The sequence below is a fragment of the Streptomyces sp. NPDC037421 genome (assembly GCF_055602105.1).
Map to the genome: position 1 here is coordinate 1 of NZ_JBVJWV010000007.1, position 11,291 is coordinate 11,291.

General features: G+C 74.1%; 10 protein-coding genes. 5 read left to right on the plus strand and 5 right to left on the minus strand.

The features are described from left to right. Window positions 1–365: 365 nt before the first annotated feature. The gene (locus ACZ7IF_RS12755) at window positions 366–1,763 is read right to left on the minus strand and encodes a HEAT repeat domain-containing protein (RefSeq protein ID WP_470968239.1); all 1,398 of its coding nucleotides are present in this window, start codon (window positions 1,761–1,763) and stop codon (window positions 366–368) included. Window positions 1,764–2,105: 342 nt separating this feature from the next. After that, the gene (locus tag ACZ7IF_RS12760) at window positions 2,106–2,507 is read right to left on the minus strand and encodes an ankyrin repeat domain-containing protein (RefSeq protein ID WP_470968245.1); all 402 of its coding nucleotides are present in this window, start codon (window positions 2,505–2,507) and stop codon (window positions 2,106–2,108) included. 390 nt (window positions 2,508–2,897) lie between these two features. Here ACZ7IF_RS12760 and ACZ7IF_RS12765 point away from each other — a divergent pair, with 390 nt between their 5' ends. Further along, on the plus strand, window positions 2,898–3,092 hold the full coding sequence (locus ACZ7IF_RS12765) for a hypothetical protein (RefSeq protein WP_007262923.1): 195 nt from the start codon (window positions 2,898–2,900) through the stop codon (window positions 3,090–3,092). A 169-nt stretch (window positions 3,093–3,261) separates the two neighbouring features. After that, window positions 3,262–4,884: a hypothetical protein gene (locus tag ACZ7IF_RS12770; RefSeq protein WP_470968249.1), complete on the plus strand. Its 1,623-nt coding sequence runs from the start codon at window positions 3,262–3,264 to the stop codon at window positions 4,882–4,884. Window positions 4,885–4,902: 18 nt separating this feature from the next. Here the strand turns inward: ACZ7IF_RS12770 and ACZ7IF_RS12775 are convergent, their stop codons facing one another. Beyond that, complete coding sequence (locus tag ACZ7IF_RS12775; RefSeq protein ID WP_470968254.1) at window positions 4,903–6,405, minus strand: SCO1417 family PLP biosynthesis transcription factor; 1,503 nt, start codon at window positions 6,403–6,405, stop codon at window positions 4,903–4,905. 214 nt (window positions 6,406–6,619) lie between these two features. Here ACZ7IF_RS12775 and ACZ7IF_RS12780 point away from each other — a divergent pair, with 214 nt between their 5' ends. The 3 genes from ACZ7IF_RS12780 (at window position 6,620) to ACZ7IF_RS12790 (ending at window position 9,560) form a co-directional block, all read left to right on the plus strand. Continuing rightward, a complete protein-coding gene (locus tag ACZ7IF_RS12780; RefSeq protein WP_470968257.1) occupies window positions 6,620–7,390 on the plus strand; it encodes a glycerophosphodiester phosphodiesterase in 771 nt (256 codons plus the stop codon). A gap of 66 nt (window positions 7,391–7,456) precedes the next feature. Next, window positions 7,457–8,839 carry an MFS transporter gene (locus ACZ7IF_RS12785; RefSeq protein WP_470968261.1) on the plus strand — a complete coding sequence of 461 codons (1,383 nt, stop codon included), beginning with the start codon at window positions 7,457–7,459 and terminating at the stop codon, window positions 8,837–8,839. A gap of 346 nt (window positions 8,840–9,185) precedes the next feature. Then, window positions 9,186–9,560: an RNA polymerase-binding protein RbpA gene (locus tag ACZ7IF_RS12790; RefSeq protein ID WP_007262928.1), complete on the plus strand. Its 375-nt coding sequence runs from the start codon at window positions 9,186–9,188 to the stop codon at window positions 9,558–9,560. A gap of 107 nt (window positions 9,561–9,667) precedes the next feature. On the opposite strand, the gene fxsA is transcribed toward ACZ7IF_RS12790, so the two are convergent. Beyond that, window positions 9,668–10,264 carry an FxsA family membrane protein gene (gene fxsA / locus ACZ7IF_RS12795; RefSeq protein ID WP_470968266.1) on the minus strand — a complete coding sequence of 199 codons (597 nt, stop codon included), beginning with the start codon at window positions 10,262–10,264 and terminating at the stop codon, window positions 9,668–9,670. An 89-nt stretch (window positions 10,265–10,353) separates the two neighbouring features. After that, window positions 10,354–11,118, minus strand: a complete 765-nt coding sequence (locus ACZ7IF_RS12800; RefSeq protein ID WP_470968272.1) for a polyprenol monophosphomannose synthase — start codon at window positions 11,116–11,118, stop codon at window positions 10,354–10,356. Window positions 11,119–11,291: the final 173 nt, after the last annotated feature.

Genomic DNA, 11,291 nt, shown 5'->3' on the forward strand with positions numbered 1-11,291 from the left:
CGTTTTTCCAGGGCGCTCTCCCGCGCCCGTTGGTGGCTGCTCCTCTCCTGTCTCCGAAACGTCTGGTGGTCTTTGCTCCCCCACCCCCGCCGGCGTTTGAGGCGCGCGGGTCCGGGGCGCAGCCCGGGGGAACGGGCGAAGGGCGGGTAGGGGACACGGCCCGCGCAGCGGCCCCCCACCCGCACACGGCGCTCCAGGGCCCGGGCAGCGCCCGCCGGAATCGGGGCGCTCCGGCGGAGCCGGGGCCGAGCGCCCGGGAGCCGGGGCGGAGCGCCCGCGGGCCGGGGCGGAGCGCCCGCGGGCCGGGGCGGAGCGCCCGCGGGCCGGGGCCGAGCGCCCCGGGGGGCCGGGGCTCCGCCCCGGGGTTATACCGCCGACTCCGGGGTGATGCGGCTGCGGACGGCCGACTGGACGTCCTCCTCCTCCGCCGGGTCCGCCGCCAGGCGGCGCAGGCGGGGGGCCACTCGGGCGTCAGCGGTCTCGGCGTGGCGGGCCGCGACCTCGCGGGTGGTCTCCTCGCAGTCCCAGAGGCATTCGACGGCGAAGCCCGCCGCGAAGGTGGGGTCGGTGGCGGCCAGGGCGCGGGCCGCGCGGCCGCGCAGGTGGGAGGAGGCCGTCTCGCGGTAGACGTGCCGCAGTACCGGGGCCGCGCAGCCGATGGAGAGCCGGCCCGCTCCGTCGACCAGGGCGAAGAGGCGGACGGAGTCCGGGCCGGAGCCGCGGACGGTGTTGCGGAGGGCGCCGAGGACCAGTCCGGCGTCCTCGGCCCCGCCGCAGGCCGCCAGGAGGGCCGCGGCGGCCGCTCCGAGGGCGTCGGGGCGGTGGACCCAGAGCCGGGCCCGGTCGAGGGCGGCGGGGCCGCACATGCGCTCGTAGGCGGCCACGGCGGGCTCGTCCCCGGCGGCTTCGATGAGGTCCAGCACGGCCGGGTTCTCCGGTTCGGCGAGGACGAGGTGGTGCAGGGCGGTGGCCCGGGCGGCTTCGCCGGAGGCTCCGGCGGCGGCCGCGAGGATGGCGGGCCGGTCGTCGGGGGCGGCCACGGCGGCGAGGCAGCGCGCGGCGGGCACGTGCAGGGGGGTGCCCCGGCGCAGCCCGTCGGCGGCCCAGTCGAAGACGGCCTGGACGCCCCAGCCGGGGCGGGGGCCGTTGGGGGTCATCTGGCGCTGCCAGCGGTCGAAGGAGCCCTGCTGGCGGGCGGCGCGCAGGCGTTCCGCGTAGGCGGGCAACTCCTCCCACAGGGCCCACGGGCGGGGCTCGTAGGCGTCGCGGACGGCGGCGGCCAGCCGCGCCTCGCCCTCGGCGGTGGCGGGGAACCGGGCGAGGACGGGTGCGGCGAGGGAGCGCAGTCCCCCGTCGTCGTCGCGCAGGGCGAGCTCGTCGAGGGCCCAGGCCCAGTTGGCCCCGGAGGCGGCGTAGCGGCGCAGCAGCATGAGGGCGTCGTCGCGGCCGTACGAGGCCAGGTGCCCGAGGACGGACAGGGCGAGGCCGGTCCGGTGGTCCTCTTCGTCGAAGAGGTCGTCGGCGCCGAAGAGGTGGGCCTCGATCTCGCCGAGGGGGCCGTCGAGGTCCAGGTACAGGCGCGCGTAGTACAGGGAGCGGTTCTCGACCTGCCAGTCCTGGCGCGGGTCGCGCAGCACGCACTGGTTGAGTGCCGCGAGGGCCTCGTGCCTGGGTGCGGCGAGGGCGTGCAGCGTGCCGTCGCCACGGCCCCGCTGGAGGAGCCCGAGCAGGGTACCGCTCGGCGCTATGACTGGTTCGAACATGGGAATGGCCTCAAATCAAGCTGGGGACGCGACCGGGAATCGGGATTCACAGAGCCGCGTAACAGCATGTGAGGACGTCCGCCGTCTGGTTCCGCTCGATGTAGACCATTGCCTTCTCACTCTCGTCGGTGCTTCGCGACCACGGCGGCCGGGGCGGCAGGGGTGGGTGTGGACACCCGTCGTGTCCAGCCCGCTCCTGCCCGTCCGTCATGTCCGCGAATCGAATCCGACGCCATGATGACCCAGGCGGTTTGTGCGCCGCGACCACATTTAAGGGCGCCGTGACCAAGCCGTGAGGTGGCGGGGCCCGTCGGGGCCCGGCGACGCCCGGGAAAAAGCGGACTACTTGGCTCCGAAGAGTTCCAGCAGGTCGGCCTTGTTGAACATGCGGGCCGTGTCCACGGCGGAGGGGGTCCCGGCGTTCGGGTCGGCCCCGCCCGCGAGCAGCGCGCGGATGACGGCCTCCTCACCCTTGAAGACGGCGCCGGCGAGGGGGGTCTGGCCGCGGTCGTTGGCGCGGTCCGCCTCGGCGCCGCGGTCCAGCAGGACCGTGACGGCCTCGGCGTGGCCGTGGTAGGCGGCGAGCATGACGAGGGTGTCGCCCCGGTCGTTGGTGAGGTTGGCCGGAACCCCGGCGTCCAGGTAGGCGGCCAGCGTCGCGGCCTCACCCTGACGGGCGAGGTCGAAGATCTTGCCGGCCAGTTCGACGACGTCCTCGTCGGGGGCGTCCTGGTGCTCGCTCATCGGTCGTACCGCCTTTCGGTCTCTGGCTTGTCGGCGCGCCAGCCGTGGCGTGCCGCCCGGGCCGCCCGCGTGCGCCCCGCGCCCTCCGGAAGGAGTTTCCCCAGGCCGGGAGGGCAGGACGGCGCACGGCACTGCGTCCGTACGGGTGAATCGCCAGGGTAGCGCCCGTCCCGGGACATGACGGGGCCGGTCCGAGGCAAGGATGGCTGGCGGCGGTGCCTCCACACCGCGGGCGCCGGCCGCGCCAGTCAGGCGCGTCCGGTCAAGTGAAAAAACCCAGGATTCACCCGTATGCACCTTTTATCGCATTGATACTTCCTGTGAGCCTGGAACAACTGATGGTGACCGTACCCACCCACCAGGAGCCTCGACTCATCAGGAGAACGTCACATGGTCCTGTCCATCTCAGGTGTCGTCCTGCTCGGCATCATCTGCTTCCTGTTCTTCAAGAAGGACGGGATGAAACTGACGCACGCGTTCGTCTGCGCGCTGTTCGGCTTCTTCCTCGCCGGCTCCGCCATCGCCCCGAGCATCACGGCCAGTACGGCGAGCCTCGCGAGCCTGCTCGGCGGGATCAAGCTCTAGCCCGCCCGGGCTCCAGGCCCGCACGGGTCCCGGCCCCGCCGGGGCTCAGGTCCCGCACGGGCCGTCCACGATCAGGCCCGCGGCCTCGGCCGCCTGGGTTCCGCCCAGCCCCGCAGCGCCCGGGCCCTGACGCCACAGTCCCGCACCACCACGACTCCAGGAGACGACCGTGGCCCGGCGCCCTCTCCCCCGCATCCTCAGCAGCGGCAGCGCGTCGCTCACCCGGGGCCGCGACCTCGCCCGCACGGCTGCCGACAGCGCCACCGACGTGCTCCACCCGCTCATCGTCATCGGACGCGGCCTGCGCGTCCTGGCCTCCGCCGGGCGGCGCAGGTGGGCGGCGACCCCGAAGGACAAGCGCGGTCCGGCGCTCTTCCTCGGGGCCGCCTGCGTCCTCGTGGTCGCGATCGTCCCCTACGGTCCCCTCGGCGCCCTGATCAGCGTCATGGCGGCCGCGGCCTGGCACGGGCGGGACCGCTCCCCGGCAGGCTCCGGGCCCGGCGACGCCGAGGCCGAACGGCTGCGCTCGCTGTACGAGGCGCTGGTGCCGTACTTCTCCGCCCCGGAGGACCCCAGCCCGCTCTTCGCCCACGGCGGGGCCTGGGAGGAGGCCTTCAGCGACTACGAGTTCGACGGTGCGGGCCGGGTGAGCCGGCTCCGCATCCGCTACCCGGCCTACTTCACCGACGGCGAGACCGCCTCGCGGGCCCGGATCGAGGCCCTGCTGCACGCCAAGGCCGGGCGCGGCCGGGAGTACCTCTTCGACTGGGACGAGGAGGGCAACCAGCTCGACCTGCGGGTGCTGGCGGCGCTGCCCACCGACATCGCCGCCCAGCCCTTCGTGACCTCGCCGGGCGAGACCGTCCTCGGCTTCACCGACCCCGGCGGCGTGCGGCGCACCGTGCCCGTACTGGAGGGGGAGGAAGCGGCCGACGTGCCGCCGGTGATCTGGCGGACCGGCCCGCGCTCCGGCGAACCGCACCTGCTGGCCGTCGGCCAGCCCGGCAGCGGCACCTCCACCCTGCTGCGCTCGATCGCCCTCCAGGCCCTGGGGCAGGGCGGTGACGTGATGATCGTCGAGGGCGGCGGCAGCGGCGAGTACGCATGCCTGGCCGGCCGGGCCGGCGTCCTCGCCGTCGAGTGCGGCCCCGCCGGGGCGCTGGCCTCCGTCGAGTGGGCGGCACACGAGACCGAGCGGCGGCTGATCGCCACGCACCGGGCCCGGGAGGCGGGCCGGCCCGCTCCCGAGGACTCCCGGCGCCCCCTGTGGATCCTGTTGGACCGGCCCAGCGTGCTCGCGCACCTGGCCGCCGCCGACGGCCGCCCCGACCCCCTCGCCCAGCTCCAGGTACCTCTGCGGCACGGGCGCGCCGCGCACGTCACGGTGGTCGTCGCCGAGCACTTCGACCACCTGGAGCTGCTGGGCGACGCCGTCTGGCAGCACACCCGCGCCCGGGTGGTCCTCGGGCCCGCCCCGGTCCAGCAGGTCGCGGACGTGCTGGGGCTGCCTCCGCACACCACCCCGCCCCCGCAGCTGCCGCCGGGCCGGGGGTACGCGCGGCTCGGCACCGGTGCCGTGCACCGCCTCCAGGTGCCGGCCACGCCGGACCCGTACGACGACGCCGCGCACCCCGCCCACCGGCAGGCGGTACTGGAGCTGCTGCCCGAGCGGCAGGCGCCGGGCCGGGGCGGCGAGGGTCCGCCCGCCCCGAACCGGCCGCTCCAGGTCCAGCCGCAGCCCTCCTCGATCGACGCCGCGGAGATCCCGGAGGTCCCGGCGGAGGCTCCGTAGCAAGTCCTGCGGGAAGGACTACGCGACGAAGGTGCGCGGGGGCTCCGACCCGCTGCCGCCCGCCCCCGTGCCGACCAGCCGGGCCGCCGCGGCCAGGCGGGCGGCGGCCTCCTCGGCCACCGGCCCGCCGACCGTGAACGGCAGCCGGACGTAGCCCTCGAAGGCCCCGTCCACGCCGAACCGGGGGCCCGAGGGGACGCGGACGCCGACCCGCTCCCCCACCTCGGCCAGCCGCGACCCGGACAGGCCGCCCGCCCGGGCCCACAGCGTGAGCCCGCCGCTCGGCACCTCGTACTCCCATTCCGGCAGCTCCCGGCGCACCGCCGCGACGAGCGCGTCCCGGTTGTCCCGGGCCTGCGCGCGGCGCATCCCGACGGCCTCGGCCCAGCCGCCGGTGCGCATCAGCCAGTTCACCGCGAGCTGTTCCAGCACCGGGGTGCCGAGGTCCGCGTACGCCCGTGCGGCGACCAGGCTGCGGATGACGTCGGGGGCCGCCCGGACCCAGCCGATCCGCATGCCCGCCCAGAAGGCCTTGCTGGCGGATCCGACGGTGATCACCGTGGAGCCGGCCGGGTCGAAGGAGCAGACCGGGCGGGGCATGGCGAGGTCCGGGTCCAGCCGGAGTTCGGCCATGGTCTCGTCGGCGATCAGCACCGTCCCGGCGGAGCGGGCCGCCTCGACCATCGCCCGGCGCTTGTCCTCCGAGGCCAGGGCGCCGGTCGGGTTGTGGAAGTCGGCGACGACGTAGGCGAGGCGGGGGGCCGAGTCGCGCAGCACCTGCCGCCAGACGTCCATGTCCCAGCCGCTCAGGCCCGTCCCCATCGCCACCGGCACGAGGCGGGCCTCGGCGGCGCGCATCAGCTGGAGGATGTTGGCGTAGGAGGGGGACTCCACGGCGATCCGCTCACCCCGGCCCGCGAAGAGGCTGCAGATGGCGTCTATGGCGCCCATCGCCCCGGTCGTGACCATGATCTGCTCGGGCATGGTCGGGATGCCCCGCTCGGTGTAGCGGTCGGCGAGCATCCGGCGCAGTGCGGGCAGGCCCGCCGGGTAGTCCCCGTGGGTGTGCGCGTAGGGCGGGAGCTCCTCCAGGGCGCCCTGGACGGCCTTGGTCAGCCAGGGCTCGGGGGCCGGGAGGGCGGCGCAGCCGAGGTCGATCATCGAGCCGAGGGACTCGGGGGGCAGCGGTTCCAGGCCGCGGGCCGGCAGCGGGTTCCCGGCCGGTACGGCGGTCCAGCTGCCCGCGCCCCGGCGGGATTCCAGGAAGCCCTCCCCGCGCAGGGCCTCGTACGCGGCGGCGACGGTGGTGCGGCTCAGCGACAGGGCGACGGCGAGCTCCCGTTCGGCGGGCAGCCGGGCGGCGACGGGGACGCGGCCCTCCAGGACGAGCAGCCGGATGCCGTCGGCCAGGGTCCGGTACGCGGGCGGCTTGCGGGCGCCGGGCGGCGCGGGCCGGTCCTGCTGGGAGCCGATGAGCCGGGCGAGCTGTGCGGCACCGACCGCTGAGGTCCACTGAGCCATGGCGTCCGGTCCACCTTCGTCGAATTGGCCTCGGGATGCGGATTCCGTGGCCGGTATTGGATTGGTCGTGGGGCCCCAGACTGTCACGGGCCGGTCCATTGGAGCCAGGGGGGTGCCGCGCGGGCATGTGGCGGGCCGGGCCGTTCACTGCGCGGCCACGCCTCCGCCCCCGTGGCGCTCCCGCCCGGCGGGACGCATTGGGCATACTGCCGCCGTGACTCACGTACGCCTCCGGCACCCCTACCTGGACCACCCGGCCCCGATCCCCTTCGCCCACCGGGGCGGGGCCGCGGACGGGCTGGAGAACACCGCCGCCGCCTTCCGCCGGGCCGCCGACGCGGGCTACCGGTACTTCGAGACCGATGTGCACGCGACGGCGGACGGGAAGCTGGTGGCCTTCCACGACGCCACGCTGGACCGGGTCACCGGCATGGGCGGCAGGATCCGGGAGCTGCCCTGGAGCCGGGTGCGCGAGGCGCGGGTGGCGGGGACCGAACCGCTGGCCCTCTTCGAGGACCTGCTGGAGCAGTTCCCCGAAGCCCGCTGGAACGTGGACGTCAAGGACGAGTCGGCCCTGCACCCGCTGGTCAACCTGATCGCGCGGGCCGGGGTCTGGGACCGGGTGTGCGTGGGCTCCTTCTCGGAGAGCCGGGTGGCCCGGGCGCAGAAGATCGCGGGGCCACGGCTGGCGACCTCGTACGGGGTGCGCGGGGTGGTCGGGCTGCGGCTGCGTTCCTTCGCGATCCCGGCGGCCCTGCGCGTGGGCGCGGTGGCGGCTCAGGTCCCGGAGACCCAGGCGGGCATCCGGGTGGTCGACCGGCGCTTCGTACGGACCGCGCACGAGCGGGGACTCCAGGTGCACGTGTGGACCGTGAACGAACCGGAACGCATGGAGGCTCTCCTCGACCTGGGTGTCGATGGCATCATGACCGACCGGATCGACATCTTGCGCACGGTGCTGGACCGGCGCGGCGCCTGGGCCTGACACCGCCCGGCCGCCGTGCGGGCGTCCGCGGCCGTGCGGTACGGGGACCAGCGAGGGGGCTCTCGAATGAGCGCGCAGACAACGGACGGGGCGGAGCCCGGGGCCGAGGACGGCAGACCGTCCGCGGAGGCGGCGGCCGCACGCAAGCGCGAACAGCGCGGCTGGTACTTCTACGACTTCGCCGTGTCCGTGTACTCGGCGAGCGTGCTCACGGTGTTCCTGGGCCCGTACCTGACCTCGGTGGCGAAGGCCGCCGCGGACGCCGAGGGCTACGTCCACCCGCTGGGCATCCCGGTGCGGGCCGGTTCCTTCTTCGCGTACTCGGTCTCGGCGTCGGTGATCCTGGCCGTGCTGCTCATGCCGCTGGCGGGGGCGGTCGCCGACCGGACCGGGCGCAAGAAGCCGCTGCTGGCCGTGGCCGCGTACACCGGTGCCACGGCCACGGCGGCCATGTTCCTCCTCGGCGGGGAGCGCTACCTGCTGGGCGGGTTCCTGCTGATCGTCGCGAACGCGTCCCTGTCCGTGTCGATGGTGCTCTACAACGCCTACCTGCCGCAGATCTCGACCCCGGACGAGCGGGACACCGTCTCCTCCCGGGGCTGGGCCTTCGGCTACACCGCGGGCTCGCTGATGCTCGTGGTGAACCTCGCGCTGTACCTGGGCCACGACTCCTTCGGCCTCTCCGAGAGCGAGGCCGTACGCGTCTGCCTGGCCTCGGCGGGCCTGTGGTGGGGGGCCTTCGCGCTGATCCCGCTGCGCCGGCTGCGGGACCGGGCGGTGGTCCGGGAGGCGGGCGGCGCGCCGGCCGTCAGCGGCTGGAAGCAGCTGGTGGCCACCTTCAAGGACATGCGGCGCTACCCGCTGACCCTGTCGTTCCTGCTCGCGTACCTGATCTACAACGACGGCGTGCAGACCGTGATCTCCCAGGCCTCGGTCTACGGCTCCGAGGAGCTGGAGCTGGAGCAGTCCACGCTGATCGGCGCGGTGCTGCTGGTCCAGGTGCTGGCGGTGGCGGGCGCGCTGGGTATGGGCCGGCTGGCCCGGGTGTACGGGGCGAAGCGGACCATCCTCGGTTCGCTGGCCGCGTGGGCGCTGACGCTGGCGGCCGGGTACTTCCTGCCGGCCCGGACCCCGGTGTGGTTCTTCGCGCTCGCCGCGATGATCGGACTGGTGCTGGGCGGCAGCCAGGCGCTGTCGCGCTCGCTGTTCTCGCACCTGGTGCCGGCGGGCAAGGAGGCCGAGTACTTCTCGGCGTACGAGATGAGCGACCGCGGCCTGAGCTGGGTGGGGCCGCTGGTCTTCGGCCTGACCTACCAGGTCACGGGCAGCTACCGGGACGCGATCATCTCGCTGGTGGTGTTCTTCGCACTGGGTTTCGTGCTGCTCGCGCGGGTGCCGGTGCGGCGCGCGGTGGAGGCGGCGGGCAATCCTGTTCCGGTACGCCTCTGAAGCGCGGATCCGGGCCCGGGCGGGCCCGGGTCCGGCCCCTCCGCCGCCCGCCGGGGATCCGGACTCACGAACGAATCCCGAACGAATTTCGACGTTGTGGCAAAGGGCCGGTAGTGTACGCCTTTGGCCTGCCAGGCGGACCGTTACTGCGCGCACGAGAAGTGTAGACGTTGGGTGACATCTGCTGCCAGATGTGACAAAACGGGCACTGGTGGGTACAACAAGGGGCGGCACGACGGGCGACGCATGACCCGGAGCGGGAATCTATACCGCCGACCGGACGTTGACCGGATGACGACGACAGCGACACCTGTCCTGTGGGCGACAAGCCCGGGAGGCACGATTCATGAGTGAGCGAGCTCTCCGCGGTACGCGGCTCGTGGTTACCAGCTACGAGACGGACCGCGGCATCGATCTGGCCCCGCGCCAGGCGGTGGAGTACGCATGCCAGAACGGACATCGATTTGAGATGCCGTTCTCGGTTGAGGCAGAGATTCCGCCGGAGTGGGAGTGCAAGGCGTGCGGCGCCATGGCACTCCTGGTGGACGGGGACGGGCCCGAAGAGAAGAAGGGCAAGCCTGCGCGAACGCACTGGGACATGCTCATGGAGCGGCGCACCCGCGAGGAGCTGGAGGAGGTGCTGGCCGAGAGGCTGGCCGTCCTGCGCTCCGGCGCCATGAACATTGCCGTGCATCCGCGCGACAGCCGCAAGTCCGCCTGACCCGCGGGCACAGCGCAGTAGCCGAGGGGCCCCGCCACATCAGTGGCGGGGCCCCTCGGCGTCTCGTGTCGTCCGTGGTCCGCTGTCCGAATGTCCGCCCGCGGGCCCTACGGGGCCAGCGGGGGCCGGTACCCGGTGTCCGGGTCCTGCCGCTGCCCGGGGCGGTCCTCGCGGATCACCTCGCCCTGGACGACCTTGCCGTCGGGGTGGTGGATCCGGGCCTGGGTGAAGGCGTCACCGAAGCCGCCCGGGGCGGCCGAGGCCATCTTCCGCTCCAGGGTGCGCTCGGCCCGGCGGCCCGCGAAGGCCCGTACGGGCGGCAGCAGCAGGAGCAGGCCGGCCAGGTCGGAGAGCAGGCCGGGCATGATCAGCAGCAGTCCGGCCAGCATGGTCATCGCGTTGCCGGAGCCCTTGGGGGGCTGCGGGGCGGACGGTATGCCGCCCGCCATCGCCTGCTCCTGGGCCTGCTGGAAGCTGCGGGTGAGGTTCTTGAAGGCGCGGCGACCGGCCCGCTTGATGACCACCACGCCGAGCACCAGGCCGCCGGCGAGCAGCGCCGCGACGGTGAACCCGCCGGCCACCCCGGCGACCAGGCTGAGCAGCCAGATCTCCAGGATCAGCCAGGCGGCGACCGCCAGGGGGATGAAGGTACGGGCGGGCGAGCGCCGCCGGGGGGCCGTCGGAGTAGGAACGCCGGTCGTCATACCCCCCAGTGTGCCTGGACCCCGGTGAAAGCGGGCTCAGCCGGAGGTACCGGGCATCCCCTAAGGGATGCCCGGGGGTCGGGGCCGGATCAGCGGCGCTTGCCGGCCAGCTTGGCGGCGCGCTCCTTCAGGCCCCACTGGGTGACCCTCAGGAGGGCCTCGACCACGATGTCCTTGCTCATCTTGCTGTCGCCGAGCTCGCGCTCGACGAAGGTGATGGGCACCTCCACGACCCGGAAGCCCTTGCGGACGGCCCGGCGGGCCAGGTCCACCTGGAAGCAGTAGCCCGCCGAGGCGACCTCGTCGAGGCCGAGCCCCTCCAGCGTCTCGCGGCGGAAGGCGCGGTAGCCGCCGGTCACGTCGCGGATCGGGACGTCCAGCATCAGCCGGGAGTACGTGGAGCCGCCCCGGGAGAGGAACTCGCGGCTCTTGGGCCAGTTGACGACCCGGCCGCCCGGCACCCAGCGGGAGCCGAGCACCAGGTCGGCACCGCCCAGCGCGGTGAGCAGCCGGGGCAGCTCCTCCGGCTGGTGGGAGCCGTCGGCGTCCATCTCGACGATGACGCCGTAGCCGTTCTCCAGGCCCCAGGCGAAGCCCGCGAGGTAGGCGGCGCCGAGGCCCTCCTTGCCCTTGCGGTGCATGACGTGGATGTGGTCGTCGGCGGCCGCCAGCTCGTCGGCGAGCTTGCCGGTCCCGTCGGGGCTGTTGTCGTCCGCGACCAGGACGTGGGCCTCGGGGACGGCGGCGCGGACACGGCCGGTGATCAGGCCGATGTTCTCGGCCTCGTTGTACGTCGGAATGATCACCAGGGTGGTGCCGAGCGGTCCGTACGTCCGCTGTCCGCCGTCGCTCACTGGTTCCCCTTGTGTGTTCTTCGTCCGTCCCGTCACAACAGGACGATTTTAGAACAGCCGGCGACCGGGACCGGCGGCCCTTCGGGCCGGACCGGCTCCCGCTGGCTGCGGGCCGCCGTGACCGTTGTCTACTGGGCCGCCGGGCCCGGTCCGGGGCCACCCTCCCCCGGTAC

Excerpts from the sequence above, each read along its gene's own strand:
- fxsA (WP_470968266.1), bottom strand. The coding sequence starts at position 10,264 with ATGACGACCGGCGTTCCTACTCCGACGGCCCCCCGGCGGCGCTCGCCC.
- ACZ7IF_RS12760 (WP_470968245.1), bottom strand. The coding sequence starts at position 2,507 with ATGAGCGAGCACCAGGACGCCCCCGACGAGGACGTCGTCGAACTGGCC.
- ACZ7IF_RS12775 (WP_470968254.1), bottom strand. The coding sequence starts at position 6,405 with ATGGCTCAGTGGACCTCAGCGGTCGGTGCCGCACAGCTCGCCCGGCTC.
- ACZ7IF_RS12790 (WP_007262928.1), top strand. The coding sequence starts at position 9,186 with ATGAGTGAGCGAGCTCTCCGCGGTACGCGGCTCGTGGTTACCAGCTAC.
- ACZ7IF_RS12765 (WP_007262923.1), top strand. The coding sequence starts at position 2,898 with ATGGTCCTGTCCATCTCAGGTGTCGTCCTGCTCGGCATCATCTGCTTC.
- ACZ7IF_RS12785 (WP_470968261.1), top strand. The coding sequence starts at position 7,457 with ATGAGCGCGCAGACAACGGACGGGGCGGAGCCCGGGGCCGAGGACGGC.
- ACZ7IF_RS12755 (WP_470968239.1), bottom strand. The coding sequence starts at position 1,763 with ATGTTCGAACCAGTCATAGCGCCGAGCGGTACCCTGCTCGGGCTCCTC.